Below are 25774 nucleotides of genomic sequence, written 5' to 3' on the forward strand. Positions count from 1 at the left end.
ACCATGCCCCGATGGACAACGGCTTGCAGATCGTTCTGGACCGCACGGCCAAGACCTCCCTGGCCGAACAGATCCGCATCGGAATCTCCGGCGCGATCGAAAGCGGCGTGCTCGTACCCGGCGCCAGGCTGCCCTCGTGGCTCGATCTCGCGGCGCAACTGGGCGTTGCGCGCGGCACGGTGAAGACGGCGTACGAGCGGCTGGCCGATGCGCAGTTGATCGTCTCGTCACGGCCGGCCGGCACCCGCGTGGCGGGCCAGCCGGTCAAGCGCGCCGTGAAGGAGCAGCGATCGATCGAGACCGATCTGCAGTCCGACCTGTACCAGCATTTCGTGCCCGGGCCCGCCGTGTTCCAGATGGGCGTGCCGGCCTCCGACTGCTTCCCCGCCGCGCTCTTCGCGCGCATTCGCTCGCGGGCGGTGCGTGACGAGGTGGAAGCGCCCGCCTTCTATCACGACCCGCGCGGCGAGCACGCGTTGAGGCGCGAGATTGCAGCCCACCTGGCGCTGTCGCGCGGTATCGAGTGCCGGCCGTCGCAGATCTTCATCACGGCGGGCTTTTCGGGCGCACTGGGTGCCACTCTGCAGGCCCTCCGCGCCGAAGGGCGTGCTGCATGGGTCGAGAACCCAGGCTTCCTGCCGGCGCGCAGGGCGCTGCGGATCTCGCGTCTTTCGACGGTGCCCGTTCCGGTCGACGAAGAGGGCATCGACGTTGCCCATGGAGAGGCGCACGCGCCCGATGCGGCCGTGGCGCTGGTCACGCCGGGCCAGCAGGCGCCCCTGGGTTCGACCTTGTCGCTCGCGCGCAGGCTTCGGCTGCTCGATTGGGCTAGGCGCGCACACGCCTGGATCATCGAGGACGACTACCTGGGCGAGCTGCAGCTGAAGCGGCGCGCCGCGCCCGCGCTGGCGGCGCAGGACAGGTCCGGGCGCGTCATCCACATCGGATCGTTCAGCAAGACCATCAGCCCCACGCTGCGCCTCGGTTTCGTCGTGGCGCCGCTCTCGCTCGTCCCCCGCTTCGACGAGGTCATGGCCTGTCTTGCGCCCGCTCCCGGCCCGGCCGTGCAGACGGCGACGACCGAATTCATGCGGGACGGCCACTACCTGCGGCACCTGCGGCGGATGAAGCGCATCTATGCCGCGCGCAGCAGCGCATTGCTCGCCCACCTGGAGGCCGAAGGCCTGCGTGGCTACGCCGCCGGGCTGGCCGTCGTGCTTCAGTTGCCGGACGGTGCCGACGACAAGGCGATCGCTCGCGAGGCGTATGCCTACGGCATGGCCCCGGCGCCGCTGTCGATCTGGTACGGCGCACCCGGTACGGCGCGTTCGGGACTGCTTCTCGGCGTCGCCACCGCCATCGAAGCCCAGCAGGCGACGGCTTGCCGGCGCCTGGGTCAGCTCATACAGCGGTTCTCGTGAGGGCTTGCTGCGCGACGCTGCCCAGCCGCCGCAGCTTCTCCGCTTCCGCAGCACTGAACTCCGGGGACTGCACGCACCCGGACGCCATCGCCTCCGCGGCGAAGCGCATGGCCGCGTCCGGCAGCGCATCGCGCCCTTGGAGGCGAAACGAAACGGGCGCAAGCGGCCCGAACAAGAGCGCACGCCGAAGCGCGGGCCAGCGTTCCGGTTCGGGCTCCACGCCCGCGGCGCGCGCGAACAGCAGCGCCATGAGGTTCATCTTCGTCTTCTGCGGCTCGCCGCGGCGGGCGCGGCATTCGGCAACGCCGAGCTGCATCGCTTCGAGCGTCGGCGCTGCCACGGCACCGCTCCACACATAAGCGAGCCACCGCGCCTGCAACTCGATGGGCGGGAACATCGGCCCGGACTGATCCCACATGCCGACGAAGGCAAGCCCCGGCAGCGCCGGATGGAAGGTGTGCTTGTAGAGCTCGATGTGCTGCGCATCCAGGTCGAGCGTGCGGCGGATCGCTTCGCCCAGAAAGGGCAGGCTCATCGCGAAGCCCGTGCCGAAGAGAATGCCGTCGAAGGGCTCCACCCGCCCATCGCTGAAGGCGACCTGCGTGCCGTCGATCCGGTCGAACCACGGGCGCACCTCGATGCGGCCCTCGGCGACCAGGGGGAGGTAGTGCTGGCTCAGCGTCAGGCCCGCGTCGAAGATGCTTTCGGCGGGCTTGGGGGCGCCGTACTGTTCCGGGCTGCCCACCGCGCCCACCACCAGTGCCTTCAGCAGCGCGCCGAATTCGCCGAGCGGCAGCGACTCCTCGGCCAGCGCCTGGTAGCGCGAGAACACGCGCTGGTCCGAGGGGACGCCGGCCATCAGCTTCGGAAGCACGTAGCGCTGCCGCCGCTGGCACACCACCACGCGCGACGCACCGAGCATGCAGAGGTCGCTGGCAATCTCCAGCGCGCTGATGGCGCAGCCCGCCACGAGCACGCGCTTGCCGCGGTATTGCTCCGGGTCCTTGTACGCGAAGGTGTGCGCCACGCCGGCGCTGCCCGAGAACGACGCCAGGCCCGGCACCTCGGGGATGCACGGATGCTGGAAGCGGCCGCTCGCGACCACGACCTTCTCGAACACCTCCTCCTGCGCATCGTGCCGCACGGCCCATCCGCCGGGCACGGCCCGGATCTCGCGCACGGGCGTGCGCAGGCGCGTTTTCGCCGTCAGGTCGAAGCGGGCCGCATAGCGCAGCAGGTAGTCGCCGATTTCGCGATTGGAAGGGTAGATGGCCAGGCCCGGCGCGTGCGGCAGGTCGCTGAACTGGGTCAGCACGCGGCTGGTGTTCGTGCGCATGGACGGCCATACGCCGCTGCAGCTCGCGTCACCGCTCCACTGGCCGCCAGGCCGTGCCGCCTGCTCGAAGAGCACGGGCGCGAAGCCTTCCGATTGCAGGTAGCGCGCGGCGACCAGCCCGCCGGGCCCGGACCCGATGATGGCGACCCTTTGCATCGTCTCTCCTCCTTGGTTCGTTGCAGCCTCAGGACGCGGCCGGTCCGCTTTCCGCATCCGTCCTCTCCGTCCCCGGGACGCGGTGCGCCACCAGCAGCCACCCGATGGCCCATGCCGCGCCCAGCGCCCACCCCGCCAGCACATCGGTCGCCCAATGCACCCCCAGCGCCACGCGGCTCAGTCCCACCAGGAAGGTCGCGATCGAAGCCGTCGCCAGGATGAAGACCCGCTCCACCCAGCGGCTGCGCGTGTTCGCCAGCAGCGCGCCGAGCGTGAGGAACACGATCGCCGACATGCTGGCGTGCCCGCTCGGAAAGCTCATGCCCCAGGCTGCGTGGTCGGCAAAGGCGAGGTCCGGCCGCAAGCGCCCGAAGGCGGGCTTGAGTAGCAGGTGGATCAGCACGGCGCCGGCCGCGGTGGAGGCAGCCACCAGGATGGCGGCGGTGCGCGCCGACAGCACGACCAGGTAAACCACGGTGGCGAGCACCAGGAAGCTCAGCACCACGGTGCTGCCCAGGCCGCTCAGGTCGCGCATGACCTCGCCGAAGCGCGGATGCACGGCCCTGAATCGCTGGGCGGCCTGCAGCAGCTGCATGTCCAGGCCGCGGGTGCCGCCCTCGAAGACCTCGTCGGCCAGCAGGGCGAAGAGCAGCAGCAACAGCACCACGCCCAGCCCGGCCAGGAGCGGCGCGACCAGCGTGCGCAGGCCCTCGATGTGGTGCAGGCGCAGTCGCGCCGCGACGGCGCGCAGAAGCGGCAGGGGCCGGGCTGCGCGGCCCCTCACTGGCCGGCGCTCCTGGTGGCGGTGTTGCGGGGCATGGCGGTTTCCTGGAGACATCGGCGCATCGTGCCCGATGCGCGCGAGTGTCCGCCGAAAGCGCCGCCGCCCGCAACGCGGCCCGCAACGCCGCTCGCGGCGCGGGCCTCAGTGCAGCGAGGCGCCGCGGTATTCCGCCAGCTCGGTGCGCTGGAACGCGCCCACGGGCACCCGCTTGTCCTCCAAGCCGGGAAAGCGCCCGACGATCTCGCCGCGCTCGCGCGCCCAGCAGCCTTGCAGGGTCTCGACGCCCCACCAGGTCAGGTAGGCCACGCGGGCGAGGCCCTCGCAGTTGCCCTGGGCATCGGTGAGGCTCATCACGTCGAATCCGGTGCCTTCGGTGGTGTAGAGGATGCCGGGCTGCGTGTCGCAGGCGGCCAGCAGCGCGCAGCTCAGGGCCAGCGCCGATGCGGAAAGAAATGGCTTCATGACAGGCTCCCTTGACGGCCGAACCCAGGCCGCCTGGGCCGATTGGGCGCGCCGGCGGCCCGTGCGTCATCCTCCAGCCGGACGAGAAAAGCCCGGCGAACACAGGACGGGACTGGCCGAAGAGGGGATGACTCCCTACAGCGCGGCCGCTTTACAGGCCTTACATTCAGCGACTCCTTAGTTCTTTCGTAGAACGTTTTCGGGGGCTGGAAATGAAGGCAAGCACACCGCCCACGGGCGGCAGCAACAAAGCGCAGGAGTACGAGCTGTTGAAAATGGGCGTCCCGGGACTCGACGATGTCCTGGGCGGCGGCCTCACGGCGCACCGCCTCTACCTTCTGGAGGGCGCGCCCGGCGCAGGCAAGACCACGGTGGCCATCCAGTTCCTGCGCGAGGGCGTGCTGCACGGCGAGTCGGTGCTGTACGTCACCCTCTCCGAAACAGCGCAGGAGCTGCAGGGCGTGGCCGAGTCCCACGGCTGGGACCTGAAGGGCATCGAGGTACGCGAAATGCTGCCCGCGCAGGACGTGCTGGAGCCGGACGACCAGTACACGATGTTCCATCCCTCCGAGGTCGAGCTCGGCGAGAAGACGCTCCGCATCCTGGCCGACGTCGACAAGATCAAGCCCTCGCGGGTGGTGTTCGACTCGCTGTCCGAGCTGCGCCTCTTGGCGGGCGGGTCGCTGCGCTACCGGCGGCAGATCCTGGCGCTCAAGCAGTTCTTCACCGGGCGGCAGTGCGCGGTGCTGCTGCTCGATGACCTGACGGCCACCGAGCAGGACCTGCAGGTGCAGAGCATCGCGCATGCGGTGATCCGGCTGGAACAGGTCAACCCCGACTACGGCGCGTCGCGCCGCCGGCTGGTGGTCAGCAAATACCGCGGAAGGGAGTTTCGCGGGGGCTACCACGATTACAAGATCGGGCGCGGCGGGCTGCAGGTGTTTCCGCGGCTGGTGGCTTCGGAACATTCGCCGCCGGTGACGCAGACGCGTATTCCCAGCGGGCTGGCGGCGCTCGACGACCTGCTGGGCGGCGGCATCGAGAATGGCACCAGCACGCTGTTCGTGGGCGCGCCCGGCACGGGCAAGTCGAGCGTGGCGGTGCAGTTCGCGATCACCGCGGCGCGTCGCGGCGAGACCGCGGCGCTCTTCATCTTCGACGAGAGCATCAACACCCTGCGCACGCGCTGCAAGGGCCTGGGCATGGACCTGGGGCCGTTCATCGACGCCGGACGCATCCGCGTGCGCCAGATCGACCCCGCAGAGTTGTCGCCCGGCGAGTTCGTCTTCGAGATTCGCCAGGCCGTCGAGCGGCACCACGCCACGATGGTGGTGATCGACAGCCTGAACGGCTACCTCAACGCCATGCCGGACGAGCGCTTCCTCATCGTCCAGCTGCACGAGCTGTTGACCTACCTCGGGCACAACGGCGTTGCCACCATGCTGATCGGCGCGCAGCACGGCCTGATCGGCATGCAGATGCAGACGCCCGTCGATGCGAGCTACCTCGCGGACTCGGTGGTGCTGCTGCGCTACTTCGAGGACGAGGGCGAGGTGAAGCAGGCGATCTCGGTGCTCAAGAAGCGCGGCGGCGCGCACGAGCGCACCATCCGCTCCTTCTCGCTGGACGCGCAGGGCATCCATGTCGGGGAGCCGCTGCGCAATTTCCGGGGCATCCTGACCGGCGTGCCCATCCCGATCGACGGAGTCCGGTCGCCATCGTGAGCGCTGCTCCGCCCGATCTCGACGAACGCATCCTGCTGCGGACGGCGACCACCAGGGACGCCGGCATGGCGCGCGCCGTGCTGGAGCGCGCGCATTTCGTGTCGCATGTGTGCGGCGACATGCACTCGCTGGTGGAGGAGCTGCTGCGCGGCGCCGGCGCCATCATGCTGGCAGAGGAAGTGCTCGCCGGCCCCGCGCTGGCCGAGCTCACCGGCGCGCTCGCCGCGCAGCCGCCCTGGTCCGACGTGCCGGTACTGGTGCTGGCGCGCCAGGGGGCGGATTCCCGCGCCGTCGCCAACGCCATGGACGAGTTCGCCAACGTCACGGTGATCGAGCGGCCGATGCGCGTGGCCGCGCTGGTGAGCGCGGTGCGCACCGCCCTGCGCTCGCGCCGCCGGCAGTACGAGTTGCGCAACCTGCTGGAGGGGCTGCGCGAAGCCGACCAGCGCAAGACCGAGTTCCTCGCCACGCTGGCGCACGAGCTGCGCAATCCGCTGGCGCCCTTGGGCACGGCCCTGTCGCTCCTGCAGCGCAAGAGGCCGGCGCCGGAGGAGGCCGGCAAGTACTACGAGCTCATGAACCGCCAGGTCGAGCACATGGTGCGCCTGGTGAACGACTTGATGGAGGTCTCGCGCATCACGCGCGGCAAGATCGAGCTGCACCTGGGCCCGGTGCTGCTCGACGCGGTGATCGACGACGCGGTCGAGCTGAGCCGACCGCTCTTCGAGCGCGCCGGGCATACGCTCACGGTCGATGTCGCGGGCGAGCCGCTGGTGGTGCGCGGCGATGCGGTGCGCCTCACGCAGGTGTTCTCGAACCTGATGAACAACGCGGCCAAGTACACGCCCGCGGGCGGCCGGGTGACCGTGGCCGCGCGGCAGGAAGGGCGGCAGGCCGTGGTGTCGGTGAGCGACACCGGCACCGGCCTCGCGCCGGAGATGCTGAAGTCGATCTTCGAGATGTTCGTGCAGGTGAGCGGCACGGCGCGCGAGGCGCAGGGCGGGCTGGGCATCGGCCTCACGCTGGTGAAGAGCCTGGTCGAGCTGCAGGGCGGCAGCGTCGAGGCTGCGAGCGAGGGCCTGGGCCGCGGCGCGACCTTCACCGTGCGCCTGCCGCTGGCGAAGAGCACCACCGTGACCGGCCGGCGCGCGCGCATGTCGCAGGATGGATGGGCGCCTTCCATCGAGGGCACGATCCTGGTCGTCGACGACAACCGCGACGCGGCCGACAGCCTGGCCGAGCTGCTGGCCTCGATGGGCGCGACGGCGCTGGTTGCCTACGGCGGCGAAGAGGCGCTGCAGCTGGCACGGGAGCATGACATCGACATCGCCGTGCTCGACATCGGCATGCCCGGCATGGACGGCTGCGAGCTCGCGCGCCATCTGCGCACCGGGCCCCGCGGCGCGGACCTGAAGCTGATCGCGCTCACGGGCTGGGGCCAGCAGGGCTACCGCGACCGCATCGCGGCAGCGGGCTTCGATCACCACCTGCTCAAGCCCCTGAACCTGGGCGAGTTCATGGCGCTGCTGTAGCGCCGTGGAAGTCAGCCGATCGCCACGCCCACCTTCGCCCCCGCCGCCACGATCTCGCTCCAGGTCGCGTCGTCGATCCAGATGCCTTCGCGCTCGCGGGCGGCGCGGGCCTTGCGCTCGGGCTCGCCGGCAATCTGCACGCCGTCGAAGCCCTGGCCCGGCGGGCTTTGCCGCAGCCAGTCGACGAAGGCGCGCGCCTCCTGCTCGAAGCTGGCCTGCGTGCCCAGCTTGCCCGGGTCGATCACGATGGCCAGCATGCCGTTGAGCACCGTGCGCGCGGTGTCCGCCTGCCGGTGCCAGGTGCCGCCGCCGGTGAGCGCACCGCCCAGCAGCTCGCAGGCCACGGCCATGCCGTAGCCCTTGTGCTCGCCGAAGGTCATCAGCGCGCCGAAGAGGCCATTGCCCTGCGGCACCACGACCACACCGGGGTCGTCGGTGGGCGCGCCGTGCTCGTCGATCAGGTAGCCGGGCGGCACGCGCTCGCCCTTGTTGTGGGCCACGCGCATCTTGCCCTGGGCGACGCGGCTGGTGGCGTAGTCGAGGATGAAGGGTTCCGCGCCCTTCAGCGGAATCCCGATGCAGCACGGATTGGTGCCGAAGCGCCCGTCGCCGCCGCCCCAGGGCGCGACCACCGGGCGCGAGAGCACGTTGACGAAGTGCAGGGAGACCAGGCCCTGCGCCGTCGCCATCTCGGCGAAGTGGCCGATGCGGCCCAGGTGGTGGGCGTTGGCCAGCGACAGGACGCAGCTGCCGTGCTGCTTCGCGCGCTCGATCGCCATTTGCATGGCCTGCACGCCGACGATCTGCCCGTAGCCGCGCTGGCCGTCGAGGGCGAGCATCGGGCCGGTGTCGAGGTTGATCTTGACCGCCGCATTGGGCTTCAGGCCGCCCTCGGCAGCGGCATCGACGTAGCGCGGGACCATGCCAACGCCGTGGGAGTCATGGCCGCTGAGGTTGGCGAGCACGAGGTTGGCGGCGACCTGCTCGGCTTCGGCCGGGGTGCTGCCGGTGCCGGCGATGATGGAGGCGATCTGGGTGCGAAGCGTCGCGGCTTGAAGGGTCAGAGGCATTGAAAAAGGCTCCTTGGTATGGGCTCCCTCCCCCGGAAAGAGAGGGAGCAAGACGGTCACATCACGGCACCGACCTGCCACGGCACGAACTCGTTCTGCCCATATCCATGCTTCTCGCTCTTGCTCGGGTCCCCGGAGGCCGTCGCCAGCACCAGCTCGAAGATGCGCTGCCCCATCTCCTGGATCGAGACGCTGCCTTCGACGATCTCGCCGCAGTTGATGTCCATGTCCTCCTCCTGCCGCTGCCACAGCGCCGAGTTGGTCGCGAGCTTGAGCGAGGGGGAGGGCGCGCAGCCGTAGGCCGAGCCGCGGCCGGTGGTAAAGCAGATCATGTTGGCGCCGCCCGCCACCTGGCCGGTGGCGCTCACCGGGTCGTAGCCCGGCGTGTCCATGTAGACGAAGCCGTGCGCCGTGACCGGCTCGGCGTACTCGTACACGGCTTCGAGGTTGCTGGTGCCGCCCTTGGCCACCGCGCCCAGGCTCTTCTCGAGGATGGTGGTGAGCCCGCCCGCCTTGTTGCCGGGCGAGGGATTGTTGTTCATCTCGCCCTCGTTGATGGCGGTGTAGTGCTCCCACCAGCGGATGCGCTCGACCAGCTTCTCGCCCACCTCGCGCTTCACCGCGCGTCGCGTGAGCAGGTGCTCGGCGCCGTAGATCTCGGGCGTCTCCGAGAGGATGGCGGTGCCGCCGTGCGCCACCAGCAGGTCCACCGCCGCGCCCAGCGCGGGGTTGGCGCTGATGCCCGAGTAGCCGTCCGAGCCGCCGCACTGCAGGCCGATGGTGATGTGCGCCGCGCTGCAGGGCTCGCGCTTCACCGCATTGGCACGCGGCAGCATCTCGTTGATGAGCGCAACGCCTTTCTCCACCGTCTTGCGCGTGCCGCCGGTGTCCTGGATGTTGAAGACGCGCAGGTTCTCGCCCTCGCGCAGGTTGCCGGTGGCAAGCCAGGCATTGATCTGATTGGCCTCGCAGCCCAGGCCCACCACCAGCACCGCCGCGAAGTTGGGGTGCGTGGCATAGCCGGTGAGCGTGCGCTCCAGCAGCTGCATGCCCATGCCCTGGGTGTCCATGCCGCAGCCGGTGCCGTGCGTGAGCGCGACCACGCCGTCGACCATCGGGTAGGGCGCGAGCGCCTGCGGGTTGGTCCGGCGCGAGAAGTGATCGGCGATGGCGCGCGCCGCGGTGGCCGAGCAGTTCACGCTGGTCAGCACGCCGATGTAGTTGCGCGTGGCGACGCGGCCATCGGCGCGCTTGATGCCCATGAAGGTGGCCTCGCGCCGCGGCGGAGGCGCCTTGACGTCGGCCCCGAAGGCGTAGTCGCGATCGAAGTGGCCCTTGTCCGGGCCCATGTCGAGGTTGTGCGTGTGCACGTGCTCGCCGGGCCCGATGGGGCGGCTCGCGAAGCCGATGATCTGGTTGTAGCGGCGCACCGGCTCGCCCTGGGCGATGGCGCGCACGGCAACCTTGTGGCCGGGCGGAATCAGGCCGCGGGTGGTCACGCCTTCGACGGACGTGCCGCCGACCAGCTGGCCGCGCGCGATCACGACGTCGTCGGCGGGGTGGAGGCGAATGAAGGGGTTCATCGTGGGGTCCTGCGTCGGGAATTCAAAAGAACATTTTCGGCAGCCACAGTACCAACTTGGGCATGTAGGTGATGACGGCCAGGCTCAGCAGCAGCGGCGCCAGCCAGGGCAGGATCGCCATCGTGGTGCGCTCGAAGCTCAGGCCCGCCACCCGCGCCAGCACGAAGAGCACCATGCCCATCGGCGGATGCAGCAGGCCGATCATCAGGTTGAGCACCATCACCAGGCCGAAGTGGATCGGGTCCACGCCCAGCTGCGTCGCGATGGGCAGCAGGATGGGCACGAGGATGGTGATGGCCGCGGTCGGCTCCAGGAAGCAGCCGACGAAGAGCATCAGCAGGTTGGCCAGCAACAGGAAGACCCAGGCCTCCTTGGTGAAGCCCAGCACCCAGTTGGCGATGTCGGTGGTAACGCCGGTGGCCGTCAGCATCCAGCCGAAGATGGAGGCGGCGGCGACGATGAAGAGCACGGTGGAGGTGGTCTCGATGGTGTCGAGGCAGACCTTGACGAACATCTTCCACGAGAGCGTGCGGTACCAGGCGAAGCCGAGGATCATCGCCCACACGCAGGCGGCGATGGCGCCCTCGGTGGGCGTGAAGAGCCCGGTGCTCATGCCGCCGATCAGGAGCACCGGCGTCATGATGGGCAGCAGCGCCTCGAAGGCGAAGATGCGGTCGAGCACGAAGAGCAGGGCCAGGCCGCCGAACACCGTGATCTGCGCCGGCGCGCCCAGCTTCGCCACCGCCACCCACAGCAGCAGCGGCCAGCCGATCACCACCGCCAGTTCGCACAGCGCCTTGAAGAGCCGCGTGCTGGAGAACTTGACGTCGCCGCCCCACTTGTTGCGGTGGGCGTACCAGCCGACGGTGAACATCATCAAGAGCGCCATCATCGCGCCCGGCAGGATGCCCGCGAGGAAGAGGGCGCCCACCGAAACGTTGGCCATCATCCCGTAGATCACGAAGGGCAGGCTCGGCGGGATGATCGGGCCCAGCGTGGCGGAGGCGGCCGTCACGCCCACCGCGAACTCGGTCGCGTAGCCGTGCTCCTTCATCGCCTTGATCTCGATGGTGCCGAGGCCGGCCGCGTCGGCAATGGCGGTGCCGCTCATGCCCGCGAAGATCACCGAGCCCAGCACGTTCACGTGCCCCAGGCCGCCCTTGAGCCAGCCCACCAGCGCGAGCGCGAAGTTGTAGATGCGGGTGGTGATGCCGGCGTTGTTCATCAGGTTGCCGGCCAGGATGAAGAAGGGCACCGCCAGCAGCGGAAAGCTGTCGATGCCGCTGACCATGCGGTGGATGACCACGAAGGGCGGCAGGCTCCCCGAGCTCAGGATGTAGACCAGCGAGGCGCCGGCCATGGCGATGGCGACGGGAATGCCGCCGGCCATGAAGATCAGGAAGAAGATCTTGAGCATGGGTCAGCGGTCTTCCAGCGTCGATTCGGGCCGCTCCAGCACGCTGTAGCCGCGGCGCCAGTGCACCCGCGCCACCTGCAGCGAGCGCCAGGCCATGGCCGCGAAGCCGAACAGGCACAGGCCGTAGACCAGGTTCATCGGCAGGTCGACGATGGTCATGCGGGTCTGGTTGCCGATCTTCATCATCATCTGCACGGTCATGACCACCGCCGCGACGAAGAAGCCGACGCGCAGCACGTCGACCGCGCGCGAGAGCCAGCGGCCGACCGCGCCGGGCAGAAAGCGGTAGAAGAAGTCGACCTGGATCTGGTTGTTCTTGGACACCCCGATGGCCGCGCCGACGAAGACCACGCCGATGAGCATGTAGCGCGCGATCTCCTCCGTCCAGGCGGCGGAGTCGTTCATGACGTAGCGCGTGACGAACTGGTAGAAGACCGTGAGGCCGAGCAGCCAGAAGAGCGCGAGCGCAGCCCAGCCCTCGGCGATGGTGCCGGAGAGGTCGACCACTTCGTCCTCGGCATGGAAGTGGCCTTCGTCGTCGATGATTTTCTGTTCGGTCATGGGGGAGCCGGACTCACTTGATCGCGATGATGCGGTCGTAGTCCTGCTGCCTGTAGCCGTGGTCCGTCGGCTTGGTGCTCTTCAACACCGCCTCGCGGAATGCGTTCTTGTCGACGGTGATCACGTTGTTCCCCTTCGTCTTGAACTCCTCCACCAGCCGCGCCTCCGAGGCGATGATCTCGCGCCCGGTCTTCTCCGCGGCCTCCTGCATCACCTCGGTGAAGATCTTCTTCTCGTCCGCCGAGAGCTTGCCCCACAGCTGCCCGGAGACGATGGTCAGCAGCGAGTCGACGATGTGCCCGGTCAGCGAGATGTTCTTCTGCACCTCGTAGAACTTCTTGGCCTCGATGGTCGGCAGCGGGTTCTCCTGCGCATCGACCGTGCCGTTCTGCAGCGCCAGGTACACCTCGGCGAAGGCGATCGGCGTCGGGTTCGCGCCCAGGGCCTTGGGAAAAGCCAGGTAGGCCGGCGCATCGGGCACGCGGATCTTCAGGCCCTTCATGTCCTCGGGCTTGGCCACCGGCCGGGCCGCGCTCGAGGTGACCTGGCGCGCGCCGTAGTAGGTCAGCGCCGTGATGTGGTTGCCGCTCTTGTCGTCGTAGCCCTTGGCCAGTTCCTTGAAGACGTCGCTCTTGGCGTACTTCAGCTGGTGCTCCGCATCGCGGAAGATGAAGGGAAAGTACGACACGGCCAGCGGCGCATAGGTGCGCCCGGCGAAGCTCGCGCCCGAGAGGATGATGTCCACCGTGCCCAGCGTCAGGCCCTGGTTGATGTCGGCCTCTTTGCCCAGGCTGGAGGCCGGAAAGACCTGCACCTCGTACTTGCCGTTGGTGCGCTTCTTGATCTCCTCGCCGGCCCACACCGAGTACTTGTGGAAGGGCTCCGAGGTCTCGTACACATGCGCCCACTTGAGCTTGGTCTGGGCCTGTGCCATGCCGAGGGCTCCCGCGGCGAGCACGCAGGCGGCGATCGTCTTCAGTGCGAAACGCTTGGTATTCATCGTCTTGTCTCCGTCGGTGGTTGAATGAAGAGGTTGGCCCGGCGCCAGCTCGCGCTGAAGCGCTGGTGCGACTTGTCCATGTGCGCATGCATCGCGGCGCGCGCGCCCGCCGGGTCGTGCGCGGCGATCGCGTCGCGGATCGCCTCGTGCTCGGCGATGGCCGAGCGCCAGGACTTCGCGCTCTCGAAGTAGCCGCCCAGGCGCGTGAAGATCGGGCCGCGGCGGGAATCCCAGAAGCCCTGCACCGTCTCCGACAGCACCACGTTGCCGCAGCACTCGACGATCGCCAGGTGGAAGGCGCGGTCGCCGTCCAGCGGCATCACGTTGCGCTCGGCCAGCTCGCGCATGAGCGCGATGGCGCGCGTCATCGCCTCGATGTCCTTGCGCTTGGCGGAGACGGCGGCGATGGCGGCGGTTTCGCCCTCGACCACGCGGCGCGCGCGGATCAGCTCCAGCGGGCCCCACTCGGTGCTGGTCTCCGGTGCGGCCGCCAGCTGCGCGCGGCCGCGCACGTAGACGCCGGAGCCGGTGCGCACCTCGACCCAGCCCTCGACCTCGAGCGCGATCAGCGCCTCGCGCACCGAGGGCCGGCTCACGCCCAGCTGCTTGGCCAGGTCGCGCTCCGCCGGCAGGCGCGCGCCCACGGCGAACTCGCCCTTCGCGATCAGCGCGCTGAGCTGGTCGGCGATCTGGCGGTAGAGGCGTCTGGGTTCGAGGGTCTGGAGCGGCACTTAGGGGTTGTCCTGGATTGGCCAAGTGGTCAGGCCAATTCAGAATACGAGGCGCTTCGCGATGCAGCCATCGGGCCAAACCCTGAACGCCGGCATCGCGGCTCCATCCATCAGCGAGAAGGACATCCCATGAGACTCGAGGGCAAGACCGCGCTCGTCACCGCGGCCGGGCAGGGCATCGGCCATGCCAGCGCGCTCGCACTGGCCGCCGAGGGCGCGCAGGTCTGGGCGACGGACATCAACGAGAAGCTGCTGGAGCGCTTCGCGGGCGTGGCCAACATCACGGCCGCCAGGCTCGACGTGCTCGACAAGGCGGCGATCGACGCCTTCACGAAGAAGCTGCCCGCGCTCGACATCCTCTTCAACTGCGCGGGGGTGGTGCACAACGGCACCGCGCTGCAGGCCAGCGACGACGACCTGGACTTCGCTTTCCGCCTCAACGTGCGCGCCCAGTTCTGGATGATCCAGGCGGTGCTGCCGGGCATGCTGGCGGCCGGGCGCGGCAGCATCATCAACATGGCCAGCGTGTGCTCCAGCATCAAGGGCCTGCCCAACCGATGCGTCTACGGCACCACCAAGGCGGCGGTGCTGGGGCTGACCAAGAGCGTCGCGGCCGACTACGTGGGCCAGGGCATCCGCTGCAATGCGGTGTGCCCGGGCACGGTGGACACGCCTTCGCTGGCCGACCGCATCAACGCCAACGCAGACCCGGCCGAGGCGCGCAAGGGTTTCATCGCGCGCCAGCCCATGGGGCGCCTCGCGCAGGCCGAGGAGATCGCGCCGCTGGTGGTCTTCCTGGCGAGCGACGAGTCGCAGTTCGTCACCGGGCAGGCCTACGCGGCCGACGGCGGCATCACCATATGAACCAGCTCGACTTCCGGGAGCGGCATGCAGTCGTGACCGGCGGTGCGACCGGGCTGGGCCGCGGCATCGCGCAGCGGTTGATCGAATCGGGCGGCAGCGTCACGCTGTGGGACCGCGATGCCGGGGCGGCCGAGAAGGCGGCCTGGGCGCTGGGGCCCCGCGCCTTCGCGCTGACGGTCGACGTGGCGCAGCAGGCCTCGGTGACCGAGGCCGTGGCCGCCACGCTGGCGCAGGCCGGGCGCATCGATGCGCTGGTCAACAGCGCGGGCATCACCGGCCCCAACCTCAAGCTGTGGGACTACCCGGCCGATGCCTGGCGCGAGGTGATGGACGTCAACCTCAACGGCCTCTTCCTCTGCTGCCGCGAGGTGGTGCCGCAGATGCGCAGGCAGGGCTACGGTCGCATCGTCAACATCGCCTCCGTCGCGGGCAAGGAGGGCAATCCCAATGCCAGCGCCTACAGCGCGAGCAAGGCGGCGGTGATCGCGCTGACCAAGTCGCTGGGCAAGGAACTGGCGGACACCGGCGTGCGCGTCAACTGCGTGACGCCGGCGGCGGTGAAGACGGCGATCTTCGACCAGATGACGCCGGAGCACATCGCCTTCATGCTCTCCAAGATCCCGATGGGCCGCTTCGGCACGGTGGAGGAGGTCGCCGCGCTGGTGGGCTGGCTTTGCACCGAAATTTGCTCTTTTTCCACGGGCGCCGTGTTCGACCTGTCCGGCGGCCGCTCCACTTACTAGTCTTCCAAGAAGAAAGGACTTCATGAAACTCGTTCGCTACGGCAACCCGGGCAAGGAAAAGCCCGGCCTCATCGACGACAACGGCCAGCTGCGCGACCTGAGCGCCGTCGTCGAGGACATCGGCCCCGAGCAGCTCGGCGACGCCGCGCTCGCCAGGCTGCGCAAGCAGAAGTTCGACAAGCTGCCGCTGGTCAGGGGCAAGCCGCGCTACGGCTGCCCGGTCGCGGGCGTGGGCAAGTTCATCGCCATCGGCCTCAACTACGCCGACCACGCGGCCGAGTCCGGCCTGCCGATCCCGGCGGAGCCGGTGGTCTTCATGAAGGCCAACAGCTGCGTCCAGGGGCCGAACGATCCGGTGATGCTGCCCAAGGGCTCGGTCAAGACCGACTGGGAGGTGGAGCTGGGCGTGGTGATCGGTGCGACCGCGCGCTACGTCTCGCAGAAGAGCGCGCTCGACTGCGTGGCCGGCTACTGCGTGATCAACGACGTGAGCGAGCGCGAATACCAGATCGAGCGCGGCGGCACCTGGGACAAGGGCAAGGGCTGCGACACCTTCGGCCCCATCGGCCCCTGGCTGGTGACGCGCGACGAAGTGGCCAACCCGCAGAGGTTGTCGATGTGGCTCGACCTCAACGGCAAGCGCATGCAGACCGGCAACACCAAGACCATGATCTTCAACGTGGCCAGGATCGTGAGCTACGTGAGCCAGTTCATGACGCTGGTGCCCGGCGACGTGATCACCACCGGCACCCCGCCCGGCGTGGGCCTCGGTATGAAGCCGCCGCTTTACCTGAAGAAGGGCGACGTGATGACGCTGGGCATCGAAGGCCTGGGCGAGCAGCGGCAGGAAGTGATCGGCTTCAAGGCCTGAATTCTTGTTCCCTCCCCCGGGCAGGGGAGGGAGCAATAGCCGGCTTACTTGGCCGTCGGCATCACGAACTCCGCCCCCTTGGGCGTGCTCTCCGGCCAGCGCTGCATGATCGACTTCTGCCGCGTGTAGAAGCGCACCCCTTCCTCCCCGTAGGCGTTCATGTCGCCGAAGAGCGAACGCTTCCAGCCGCCGAAGCCGTGCCAGGCCATGGGCACCGGGATCGGCACGTTGATGCCCACCATGCCCACCTCGATGCGCCGCGAGAACTCGCGCGCCACGTTGCCGTCGCGGGTGAAGCAGGCCACGCCATTGCCGAACTCGTGCGCGTTGATCAGCTCCACCGCTTCCTTCAGGTCGTGCACCCGCACGCAGGAGAGCACCGGGCCGAAGATCTCTTCCTTGTAGATGCGCATCTCGGGCGTGACGTGGTCGAACAGCGTGCCGCCCATCCAGAAGCCGTTGTCGCACCCTTCGCCGACTTGCGTCGTATCGAACTGCCGGCCGTCGAAGACCAGCTTCGCGCCTTCCTTCTCGCCCTGCGCGATGTAGCCGGTGATGCGCTCGTGCGCCGCGCGGGTGACGATCGGGCCCATCTCGGCCTCGAGGTTGGTGCCGTTGCGCACCTTCAGCGTGCGGGCGCGCTCGGCCAGCATGGGCACCAGCTTGTCGGCCACGTCGCCCACCAGCACCGCCACGCTGATCGCCATGCAGCGCTCGCCGGCCGAGCCGTAGCCGGCGCCGATCAGTGCGTCGACCGCCTGCTCCAGGTCGGCATCGGGCATCACCACCATATGGTTCTTGGCGCCGCCCAGCGCCTGCACCCGCTTGCCGTGGTGCGCGCCGGTCTCGTAGATGTAGTTGGCGATCGGGGTGGAGCCGACGAAGCTGATGGCCTTCACGTCCGGGTGCTCCAGGAGCGCATCGACCGCCTCCTTGTCGCCCTGGACCACGTTGAACACGCCGTCGGGCAGGCCCGCCTGCTTCAGCAGCTCGGCGATGCGCAGCGAGGGGCTGGGGTCGATCGGGCTGGGCTTGAGGATGAAGGTGTTGCCCGCCGCGATCGCGACCGGGAACATCCACATCGGCACCATCACCGGGAAGTTGAAGGGCGTGATGCCCGCGACGACGCCCAGCGGCTGGCGCAGCGTCCAGTTGTCGATGCCGGTGGAGACCTGCTCGGTGTAGTCGCCCTTGAGCAGTTGCGGGATGCCGCAGGCGAACTCGACGATGTCGATGCCGCGCGTCACCTCGCCCTGCGCGTCGGTGAAGACCTTGCCGTGCTCGGCGGTGATCAGCTGCGCCAGCTCGTCGCGGTGCTTGTTGAGCAGCTCCAGGAACTTGAACATCACCCGCGCACGGCGGATCGGCGGCGTGTCGGCCCAGGCCGGGAAGGCGGCGCGGGCGGCGGCGACCGCCGCATCCACGTCGGTGCGGGCGGCCAGCGAGACGCGGCCGGTGACGGCGCCCGTGGCAGGGTTGAAGACGTCCTGGGCGCGCTCGGAGGCGCCGCCCGAGCGCTGGCCGCCGATGAAGTGAACGATGGGGGTGGGGACGATGGGCTGCTTGGTCATGGCGAGGTCCTGCGGTACTGGAGGTGCCGCGAGTCTAGGAAGTGCGGCCCCTCGTGCCAAGGCCGCAGGGTTGAACTGATTGTTCGCTATCGTGAACAATAGACCCCATGAATGCCAAAAATATCGAGCTGCTCTGGACCCATCTCCACTGGCTGATCGTGCTGGCGCAGCAGGGCAGCTACACGGCAGCGGCCGCCCGCCTGGGCGTGAGCAAGGCGGCGATGAGCCAGCGCATTGCCGAGCTGGAGCGCGCGGCGGGCGTGCCGCTGGTGCGCCGTACCACCCGCAGCGTGCGCCTGACCGAAGCCGGCCAGCGGCTGGTGGACGACACGCGCGCGCCCTTCGAGCAGATCGCCCACAGCTTCGCCGGCGTGCGCGACCTGGCGGGCGTGCCGCGCGGCCTGTTGCGGGTGACGGCGCCGGTGGCCTTCGCGCGCCAGCAGCTGGTGCCGCGGATCCCGGACTTCCTGCGCGCCAACCCGGAAGTGCGGCTGGCGCTGGATCTCTCGGACCGGCTCAGCGCGCTGGCGGTGGAAGGCTTCGACCTCGCGATCCGGCATGCGGCCTCGGTGCCCGATACGCACGTGGCCTGGCAGCTGTGCGCCACGCGTTCCCTGCTGGTCGCGAGCCGCGCCTACCTGCGCCGCCGCCCTGCGCCGCAGACGCCGCAGGAGCTGTCGCAGCACGACTGCCTGCACTACCCGCGCGCGCAGGACACGCCGGCCTGGACGCTGGAATCGCCCAACGGGCGCCGCGCGGCGGAGCGCGTCACCATCCCGGTCGCGGGCCCCTTCGCCGCCAACAACAGCGAGGCCTTGCGCGACGCGGCGCTGGCCGGGCTGGGCATCGCGCTGGTGCCCGACTTCAGCGCCCAGGCCGCGCTGCAGGCCGGCAAGCTGGTGCAGGTGCTGCCGCAGTGGACGCCGGTGGGCGCCTTTGCCGGGCAGCTCTATGCCGTGCGCCCCTACGCCAGCCATGTGCCGCGGGCGGTCACGGTGTTCGTGGCCTGGCTGCGGGAGGCGTTGAAGGAGGGCTTTGCGGCTTGAACTCGCAAGTTGTGAGCGGATCCGGCGCGGCGAACTCCTCGACCGCTTCTTCAGATCTCCAGAAGCGAGGCCAGCTCTTCACATGCCGAGCGGAGTTGAAGGCCTTGACCGAAAGAACCAGCAATGGACGCTCGCCCGGCATCTCCTTTCCCGCGACGTGTATAAGCACGTGGGTGGAAGTCTTCGTGTGCGGGTCTTTTCAGCTTGCAGTTTTTCGCTGCGCTGCGCCGTGACAGCGGTCACGATGGCGTTCAGAATGGCGGTCGCCACCATCCGAGGAGCCGGCCCTTCCACCGGCGCTGCGCGACGTGCAGCGGCTCACAGGCCGCGACGCGTGGGAGTCGCTCATGACGAAACGTAAGGATGAGGAAACGCTGCCGCGCCCGCCGTGCCGGCCTTTCGAGCGGCCAGCAGACGCCTTGCTTCGCGAGCACGCCGACCTGCTGAATCTCACGCACGACGCCATGATCGTGCGCGATCTGGAAGCATCGATCACCTACTGGAACCGGGGCGCCGAGGAGATGTATGGATGGTCCGCCGAAGAGGCGCTCGGCCAGTCCGCGCCCGAGCTGCTGAAAACCCTCGCCGCCGTGCCCCTCGAGCAGATCCAAATGCAGGTGCTGCGCACCGGTCGCTGGGAAGGCGAGCTGGTGCATCACAAGCGAAACGGAACGCCGGTGGTCGTGGAAAGCCGCATGGCATTGCAGCGGGACGAGCGAGGCGAGCCGGTGGCGATCCTCTCGACCAATACCGACATCACGCGGCACAAGCGGGCCGAGGAGGCCCGGCAGGATCTCGAGGAGCAATGGCGAGTCGCCTTCGAGGCGAATCCCACGATGTACTTCATCATCGATGCGGCCGGTGCGATCCTGTCGGTGAATCCCGTCGGCGCAGAGCAACTGGGTTGGCGCGTGAACCAGCTGATCGGCCAGCCCGTGCTGAACGTGTTCCACGAAGCCGATCGGGACTTCGTGCAGGGAAATACGGCGGAGGCTTTTCGACATCCGGGGCGCGTGATGCGCTGGAGGGCGCGCAAGGTCCGCAAGGACGGCACGGTGCTGTGGGTTCGGGAGTCGGCCAACGCGGTCGTGCTTCGCAGCGGCCCGGTGCTGCTCGTGGCGTGCGAGGACATCACCGAGCGCAAGCACGCGGAGGAGGCGTTGCGCGAGAGCGAGGAGCGCTTTCGCACGCTGGTGAAGTTCTCTTTCGACGTGTACTGGGAGAGCGATGCCGAACATCGCTTCACCCGGCAGGAGTACTCCGCCAGGTTCGACCGTGCGCCGGCAGCGGGCTCGGAGATCGGCAAGACGCGATGGGAAGTCCCCTACCTGGCGCCGGACGAGGAGGCCTGGCGCCGGCACCGCGAAGCCCTCGATGCCCATGTCCCGTTCCGCGACTTCGAGCTCGCCCGGGCGACCGCCGACGGCGGGATACGCCATGTGTCGGTATCCGGGCTGCCGATGTTCGACGAGGCGGGGCGCTTCACGGGGTACCGGGGGGTCGGGCGGGACATCACCGAGCGCAAGCGCGCCGAAGAAGCGCTGCGCGCGCACCTGGGGTTTCTGGAAAGCATGAACCGCGTCAACCGCGCCATGCAGGGAACGAACGATCTCGAGAAGATGATGAGCGATGTGCTCGATGCAGTGCTCGACATCTTTGCCTGCGACCGGGCATGGCTCACTTACCCGTGCGATCCGGACGCTGACTCCTGGCAGATGGTCATGGAGCAGACGCGGCCGGAGTTTCCCGGCGCATTCAGGCTCGGCGCCGAGCTGCCCCTCGATGCGGACGTCGCCATGGTGTTCCGGACGGCGCGCGCTGAGAGCGGTGCCGTGCCCTTCGGTCCGGGCTGCGATCTGCAGGTGTCGGCGCAGCTCGCGGAGCGTTTCAGCATCCAATCCATGCTCGCCATGGCGCTGTACCCCAAGGGCGATCAGCCCTACCTCTTCGGGCTGCACCAGTGCTCGCGCCCTCGCACCTGGACGGCGCAGGAGAGGCGGCTGTTCGAGGAGATCGGGCATCGGCTGTCGGACACGCTCACCAGTCTTCTCATCTTCCGCAGCCTCCGCGAAAGCGAATACTTGACGCGGCAGGTGTTCGAAAGCGCCTCCGATGGCGTGGCCGTGATCGGCCGGGATTACCGCTATCAAAGGGCCAACGAGGTCTACGGGCGTACCTGGAGGACGTCGGCGGAGGCGATCGTCGGCACGCATGTCGCCGATGTACTCGGGAGCGACTTCTTCGATCGCACCGTGAAGCCGAGCCTCGACCGCTGCTTCGCCGGGGAGCAGTTCACGTTCGCGGAATGGTCCACGACCGAACTGGGGCGCATCTATCTGTCGGTGTCCTACTCGCCGCTGCGGCTCGGCTCGGAGCATGCGGAGGCTGCGCTCGTGATCACGCGCGACCTCACCCACCACATCCTCGCGTCCGAAGCCCTGCGCGAGGCACAGGCGGCGCTTGCGCGAGTCAACCGCGTGACCACGCTCGGCGTGCTGGCGGCCTCGATCGCGCACGAGGTCAACCAGCCGCTGGGGGCCATGGTCGCGAGCGCCGGGTCCTGCGCGCGCTGGCTCGCGGCCCAGCCGCCCGAGATCGGCAAGGCGCAGCGCTCGCTCGAGCGCATTGCCAGGGATGGCAAGCGCGCGAGCGAGGTCATCGACCGCATCCGCGCCCTGGTCATGCGCCAGCCGCCGCGGCGGGACCGCGTCGATCTCAGCCAGCTCATCGTCGACGTGATTGCGTTCGCGCACGACCAGATGCGCCGCAACGACATTGCGCTGGAGACGACGCTGGCCGAGGGCCTGCCGCCAGTGTGGGGCGACAGGGTGCAGCTGCAGCAGGTGGTCGTCAACCTGATCGTCAACGCGATCGAGGCCATGAGCGCGCCCGGCGCGCGCCCGCGACAGCTGGTCATCCGCGCGAGCGAAGCGAAGGGCGAGGTGTGCGTCGAGGTGCGCGACTCGGGCCCCGGCATCGCGCCCGACATCTCGGACAAGCTCTTCGAGCCCTTCCATACCTCCAAGGCGCAGGGCATCGGCATGGGGCTCTCGATCAGCCGCTCGATCATCGAAGCCCACGGCGGCCAGCTCTGGAGCGAACCGAACCTGCCCCACGGCGCCGTGTTCCTGTTCTTGCTGCCGGTCGGGCATCGGGAGCCGTAGTGACCACCGAGCGGCCCGTCGTCTTCGTGGTCGATGACGACCTGGCAATGCGCGAGGCGCTGCAGGATCTCCTGGCCTCCGTCGGCATGGACGTGCGGGTCTTCGCCTCGACGCAGGAGTTCATGCAGGCGCAGCGCCCGGATGCGCCCGGCTGCCTGGTGCTCGACGTGCGGCTGCCCGGCGCGAGCGGGTTGAGCTTCCAGGAAGAACTCCCGCGGGCGGGCGTCGACCTGCCGGTGATCTTCATCACCGGGCACGGCGACATTCCGATGACGGTGCGCGCCATGAAGGCCGGCGCCGTCGAATTCCTGAGCAAGCCCTTCCGCGACCAGGAGCTGCTCGATGCGATCGATGCCGCGATCGAGCGGCACCGCGCGCAGCGCCGCGAGACGGCGCTCGTCGCACAGCTGCGGCAACGCTACGCCGCGCTCACCCAGCGCGAGCGCGAAGTCATGGCGCTGGTGAGTGCCGGGCGCGTGAACAAGCAGATCGCGGCCGAGCTGGGCATCAGCGAGGCCACCGTGAAGGTCCACCGCGGGCAGATCATGCGCAAGATGCAGACCACATCCCTGGCGCAGCTCGTGCGCATCGCGGACACGCTCGGCCTTTCCGATCCGAAGGCCTAGGTGGGCTAGGCGCCTAAACCAAAGTCGTAGAGCGCGCGACGCATGTGCAATGGTCTTGCGCACGCGCTGGGCCTACTCTCGCGTCGATGCTGACGACCCGCCAAAAAATCCCAACCCCCAACCGACCGACCGTCGCGATCGTGGACGACGACGCGTCGGTTCGCGACACCACGAAGGACCTGCTCGACTCCGCCGGCTTGTCCGCCGCCACCTTCGACTCGGCCGAAAGCTTCCTGCAGTCGAAGGGCACGTGCGCCATCCGGTGCCTCGTCACCGACATGCGCATGCCGGGCATGAGCGGGGTCGAGCTGTGCAGCCACCTGGCTTCCGCCGGCACCCCGATTCCCACGATCCTGATCACCGCCTACTCCGACGAACAGGCGTGCGTGCGTGCCCTGGAGACGGGCGTGACCTGCTTTCTCACCAAGCCCTTCCGACCGGAAGACCTCCTCGCCTGCATCGAGACCGCCCTGCGCGAGCGCGAGCCTGCGTGAGGTGCAAGACCTCGTTTCCTGGAGCCGCTTCATCGCAATGAAACACGACGACACCGCCATGCATGCCGCCCCCGATTCGTCCGTCGAGCAGTCCGCCTTCGAGCTGCGCTTTCCCTCGCTCAGCGGCACGGGCCGCGCCCTGTCCTTTCCCTGCGATTCCAGCGGCAAGGTACACATGGACAGCTTGAGCGCACGCGCGCTGAACAACTACCTTCTCGCGCGCGCACTGACCGGCCGCGAGTACGGGTGGCCCATCGTGCAGGCTTCGTGCCAGGCGCAAGGCTGAAGAACGAGGAGCCAGGCAATGAACGATCGATCCGCCGAAATTCCGGGTGGCGGGGTGTCTTACCAGCATCCGGCTCTCCTTGCATCGCTGGCGCGCGAAGAAGACGCGGCGGAGGCCGACGCCGCAGTGACCGTGATCATCGGCGTCGCCTCGCCCGCCCTTGTGCGCAGCCTCGAATCGCTGGTGAGCGGCACCGAGGGCCTCGTTTTCGGCTGTTCGGCGCCCACCACCGACCGTTTGCTCGCCTGCTGCATGGAGGCCGGGGACTGCATCGCCCTGGTGGACCCAGCGCTCGGTCCGCAGGGGCTGCGCGCATTCATGCAATTGCTCCGCATGATGGCGGCCGGCGTGCGCGTGGTGCTCATCAGCGACATGAGCTCGCCGCACATGCTGCGGGAAGCGATCCGTTGGGGTGCCAGCGGATTCGTCGAGAAGACGGCCCCGCCCGCCGAGATCCGCGCCGCGCTGGTCGCGGCCGCCCGCTCGCAACGCTACCTTTCCCCGCGGATGGCGGAGGACCTGGCCGATTCCTTCGGGCTGCGGGACCTGACCCCACGCGAGCGGAATGCGCTCGCCGTCCTGACGCGCGGCGATTGCAACAAGCTCATCAGCTCCTTGCACCCGGATTGGCGGTGACGCCTCGGCGGACGGGCCCGCAACGCTCGCATCTCACAGCGGCGTCGGCCGGCCCGGCAGCGTCATGCGCCCGCGCGCACGCAGGCGCTCGATGAGCCGCAGTTCCATCTGCGCCACCTGGTCGTCGGCATCGAGCGCCAGGCAGCGCCGGTAGCGCGCCTCGGCCTCTTCCAGGCGGCCCATCTCGATCAGCGCGAAGCCCTGGCCGCGCAGGGCACGGGTCTGGTGGCGGACCTTCTCGTCGTCCAGGGAGAACGCGGTGGCGCGCTCGGCCTCAGTGAAGGCTTCGAGCGCCTTCGTCCAGCTCTTGTCGATCTGGTAGGTGTGGCCGAGCTCGGAGCGGAACTGGGCGTTGGCCGGCGCGAGCTCGATCGCACGCTCGAGCGCGCGGCGTGCGTCGGGAATGCGCTGGAGCTCCACCAGCGCATAACCCTTGAGGTACTGGGCGTGGCTCCAGGTCGGGCCGACGTCGATCGCGCTGCGGCGATCGTTCGCCGCCTGGCGCATGTAGTGCAGGCTTTCGGCCCGTGTCCGCGCGCTGTAGATGCGCGCCTTGCTGTCGCGGTAGCGGGCCTCGAAGCGGCCGATCAGGCCGTCGAGCACCTGCAGGCCCTCCGCGGGCTTGCGCTGCTTGACCAGCAGGCCCGCCTTCTCGAAATCGGCAAGGTCCTCGGCCTGCGTCGCCTGCGCGTCGGGCGGCTGCGGGCTCGTGCCTGGACTGCTCGCGCAGCCCGAGGCAAGAACGATGAGGGCCATGGCCGGCGCCAGCAGCAGTCTCTTCATGGCTCGCGCGTCTCCTTGATCCGAAGGAGCTTAGCGGAGAGCCGGTCGAATCGCTGCGGGTCGGTGCCCTCGTTCCTGCTCCGCGTTTTTCCCAAGATAACCTTCCTGCGCTGTCGGACTTTCATCGAGTGGAGAACAAAAGGCCTGCAAAATAGAACGACCGTTCGTTTTATTCCAACCCCCTCCACACATGCCCGCCGCCGCGCCTCGCAAGGCCACCCGTGCGCCCCAGAAAGGCCAGCAGACCAAGGCCGTCATCGTCGATGCGGCGCTGAACCTGGCCGCCCAGATCGGGCTCGAGGGCCTGTCCATCGGCGCGCTGGCCGAGGTCACGGGCATGAGCAAGTCGGGCGTGTTCGCCCATTTCGGCTCGCGCGAGGAACTGCAGATCTCGGTGGTTCGCGAGTACCACACGCGCTTCGAGCAGGAGGTGTTCTACCCGGCCTTGCAGGCGCCGCGCGGCCTGCCGCGGCTGCGCGCGCTGTTCGCCAACTGGATGAAGCGCACCTCGGCCGAAATCGACTCGGGCTGCATCTACATCAGCGGGGCGGTGGAGTTCGACGACCGCCCGGGGCCGGTGCGCGATGCGCTGGCCGAGTCGGTGAACATCTGGCTGGCCGCGATGCTGCGCGCCGTGCTGCAGGCGCAGGAAGAAGGCCAACTGCACGCCGAGGCCGACGCCAAGCAGATTTCCTTCGAGATCCACGCGCTGATCCTGGCGCTGCACTACGAGGCGCGCTTCCTGCGCTCGCCCGATTCGCTGGCCCGCGCCAATGCCGGCTTCGACAACATCCTCGCGCGCTGCGCCACGCCGGAGGCGCTGGCCGCTTCCGATCCCGCCGCAGGGGCACCGCGCCGGCTCAAGCCGGTGCGCTGAACACGACTTCCTTTTCTCTTTATTTTCCGGAGACCT

The 25774-nt window shown here is 68.9% G+C and carries 24 protein-coding genes; 13 read left to right on the top strand and 11 right to left on the bottom strand.

The features are described 5' to 3' along the window. The first annotated feature begins 11 nt into the window (after positions 1–11). Entirely contained in the window at positions 12–1421 is a 1410-nt protein-coding gene (pdxR, locus tag AC3A6Y_RS07655; protein ID WP_487867589.1) for a MocR-like pyridoxine biosynthesis transcription factor PdxR, read from the top strand. Here pdxR and AC3A6Y_RS07660 read toward each other — a convergent pair. From AC3A6Y_RS07660 to AC3A6Y_RS07670, 3 genes are all read right to left on the bottom strand, one after another. Next, complete coding sequence (locus AC3A6Y_RS07660; RefSeq protein ID WP_487867590.1) at positions 1402–2913, bottom strand: flavin-containing monooxygenase; 1512 nt, start codon at positions 2911–2913, stop codon at positions 1402–1404. The two genes, pdxR and AC3A6Y_RS07660, sit on opposite strands and share 20 nt — an antisense overlap. Positions 2914–2941: 28 nt before the next feature. Further along, entirely contained in the window at positions 2942–3697 is a 756-nt protein-coding gene (locus tag AC3A6Y_RS07665) for a phosphatase PAP2 family protein (protein ID WP_487867591.1), read from the bottom strand. Between the two features lie 141 nt (positions 3698–3838). Continuing rightward, entirely contained in the window at positions 3839–4159 is a 321-nt protein-coding gene (locus AC3A6Y_RS07670) for a hypothetical protein (RefSeq protein WP_487867592.1), read from the bottom strand. Positions 4160–4371: 212 nt separating this feature from the next. Here AC3A6Y_RS07670 and AC3A6Y_RS07675 point away from each other — a divergent pair, with 212 nt between their 5' ends. After that, positions 4372–5883, top strand: coding sequence for an ATPase domain-containing protein (locus AC3A6Y_RS07675; RefSeq protein WP_487867593.1), 1512 nt, complete (start codon positions 4372–4374; stop codon positions 5881–5883). Then, entirely contained in the window at positions 5880–7415 is a 1536-nt protein-coding gene (locus AC3A6Y_RS07680) for a hybrid sensor histidine kinase/response regulator (protein WP_487867594.1), read from the top strand. The genes AC3A6Y_RS07675 and AC3A6Y_RS07680 overlap by 4 nt, the downstream gene beginning before the upstream one ends. 11 nt (positions 7416–7426) lie before the next feature. On the opposite strand, the gene AC3A6Y_RS07685 is transcribed toward AC3A6Y_RS07680, so the two are convergent. From AC3A6Y_RS07685 to AC3A6Y_RS07710, 6 genes are read right to left on the bottom strand one after another with little or no spacing between them, the layout of a single operon-like run. After that, positions 7427–8485: a malate/lactate/ureidoglycolate dehydrogenase gene (locus AC3A6Y_RS07685; RefSeq protein WP_487867595.1), complete on the bottom strand. Its 1059-nt coding sequence runs from the start codon at positions 8483–8485 to the stop codon at positions 7427–7429. A 56-nt stretch (positions 8486–8541) separates the two neighbouring features. Then, positions 8542–10068: a UxaA family hydrolase gene (locus AC3A6Y_RS07690; protein ID WP_487867596.1), complete on the bottom strand. Its 1527-nt coding sequence runs from the start codon at positions 10066–10068 to the stop codon at positions 8542–8544. A 22-nt stretch (positions 10069–10090) separates the two neighbouring features. Next, complete coding sequence (locus tag AC3A6Y_RS07695) at positions 10091–11485, bottom strand: TRAP transporter large permease (RefSeq protein ID WP_487867597.1); 1395 nt, start codon at positions 11483–11485, stop codon at positions 10091–10093. A 3-nt stretch (positions 11486–11488) separates the two neighbouring features. Further along, positions 11489–12046 (bottom strand): TRAP transporter small permease, encoded by a 558-nt coding sequence (locus AC3A6Y_RS07700; RefSeq protein WP_487867598.1) that lies wholly within the window; start codon positions 12044–12046, stop codon positions 11489–11491. A gap of 13 nt (positions 12047–12059) precedes the next feature. Continuing rightward, positions 12060–13046, bottom strand: coding sequence for a sialic acid TRAP transporter substrate-binding protein SiaP (locus tag AC3A6Y_RS07705; protein WP_487867599.1), 987 nt, complete (start codon positions 13044–13046; stop codon positions 12060–12062). Further along, positions 13043–13777, bottom strand: coding sequence for a FadR/GntR family transcriptional regulator (locus AC3A6Y_RS07710; RefSeq protein WP_487867600.1), 735 nt, complete (start codon positions 13775–13777; stop codon positions 13043–13045). Before AC3A6Y_RS07710 ends, AC3A6Y_RS07705 begins: the two co-directional genes overlap by 4 nt. A gap of 129 nt (positions 13778–13906) precedes the next feature. Here AC3A6Y_RS07710 and AC3A6Y_RS07715 point away from each other — a divergent pair, with 129 nt between their 5' ends. Genes AC3A6Y_RS07715 through AC3A6Y_RS07725 form a run of 3 tightly spaced genes read left to right on the top strand, consistent with a single transcriptional unit; the run spans position 13907 to position 16255 of the window. Then, complete coding sequence (locus AC3A6Y_RS07715; RefSeq protein WP_487867601.1) at positions 13907–14641, top strand: SDR family oxidoreductase; 735 nt, start codon at positions 13907–13909, stop codon at positions 14639–14641. Next, positions 14638–15384, top strand: coding sequence for an SDR family NAD(P)-dependent oxidoreductase (locus AC3A6Y_RS07720; RefSeq protein WP_487867602.1), 747 nt, complete (start codon positions 14638–14640; stop codon positions 15382–15384). Before AC3A6Y_RS07715 ends, AC3A6Y_RS07720 begins: the two co-directional genes overlap by 4 nt. Before the next feature lie 22 nt (positions 15385–15406). Further along, positions 15407–16255, top strand: coding sequence for a fumarylacetoacetate hydrolase family protein (locus tag AC3A6Y_RS07725; protein WP_487867603.1), 849 nt, complete (start codon positions 15407–15409; stop codon positions 16253–16255). A gap of 44 nt (positions 16256–16299) precedes the next feature. Here the strand turns inward: AC3A6Y_RS07725 and AC3A6Y_RS07730 are convergent, their stop codons facing one another. Further along, positions 16300–17826 carry a CoA-acylating methylmalonate-semialdehyde dehydrogenase gene (locus AC3A6Y_RS07730; RefSeq protein WP_487867604.1) on the bottom strand — a complete coding sequence of 509 codons (1527 nt, stop codon included), beginning with the start codon at positions 17824–17826 and terminating at the stop codon, positions 16300–16302. A 107-nt stretch (positions 17827–17933) separates the two neighbouring features. On the opposite strand from AC3A6Y_RS07730, the gene AC3A6Y_RS07735 reads away from it, so the two are divergent. The 6 genes from AC3A6Y_RS07735 (at position 17934) to AC3A6Y_RS07760 (ending at position 24078) form a co-directional block, all read left to right on the top strand. Continuing rightward, a complete protein-coding gene (locus tag AC3A6Y_RS07735) occupies positions 17934–18872 on the top strand; it encodes a LysR family transcriptional regulator (RefSeq protein ID WP_487867605.1) in 939 nt (312 codons plus the stop codon). A 347-nt stretch (positions 18873–19219) separates the two neighbouring features. Beyond that, on the top strand, positions 19220–22036 hold the full coding sequence (locus AC3A6Y_RS07740) for a PAS domain S-box protein (protein ID WP_487867606.1): 2817 nt from the start codon (positions 19220–19222) through the stop codon (positions 22034–22036). Then, positions 22036–22662 carry a response regulator transcription factor gene (locus AC3A6Y_RS07745; RefSeq protein WP_487867607.1) on the top strand — a complete coding sequence of 209 codons (627 nt, stop codon included), beginning with the start codon at positions 22036–22038 and terminating at the stop codon, positions 22660–22662. Before AC3A6Y_RS07740 ends, AC3A6Y_RS07745 begins: the two co-directional genes overlap by 1 nt. A gap of 86 nt (positions 22663–22748) precedes the next feature. Continuing rightward, complete coding sequence (locus AC3A6Y_RS07750; RefSeq protein WP_487867608.1) at positions 22749–23156, top strand: response regulator transcription factor; 408 nt, start codon at positions 22749–22751, stop codon at positions 23154–23156. A 37-nt stretch (positions 23157–23193) separates the two neighbouring features. After that, complete coding sequence (locus tag AC3A6Y_RS07755; protein ID WP_487867609.1) at positions 23194–23442, top strand: hypothetical protein; 249 nt, start codon at positions 23194–23196, stop codon at positions 23440–23442. Between the two features lie 18 nt (positions 23443–23460). Beyond that, positions 23461–24078 carry a response regulator transcription factor gene (locus AC3A6Y_RS07760; RefSeq protein ID WP_487867610.1) on the top strand — a complete coding sequence of 206 codons (618 nt, stop codon included), beginning with the start codon at positions 23461–23463 and terminating at the stop codon, positions 24076–24078. A 33-nt stretch (positions 24079–24111) separates the two neighbouring features. Here the strand turns inward: AC3A6Y_RS07760 and AC3A6Y_RS07765 are convergent, their stop codons facing one another. Then, positions 24112–24861, bottom strand: a complete 750-nt coding sequence (locus AC3A6Y_RS07765; protein ID WP_487867611.1) for a tetratricopeptide repeat protein — start codon at positions 24859–24861, stop codon at positions 24112–24114. Between the two features lie 190 nt (positions 24862–25051). On the opposite strand from AC3A6Y_RS07765, the gene AC3A6Y_RS07770 reads away from it, so the two are divergent. Next, entirely contained in the window at positions 25052–25738 is a 687-nt protein-coding gene (locus tag AC3A6Y_RS07770; protein ID WP_487867612.1) for a TetR/AcrR family transcriptional regulator, read from the top strand. Positions 25739–25774: the final 36 nt, after the last annotated feature.

Source organism: Variovorax sp. Soil_C_17 (assembly GCF_057657265.1).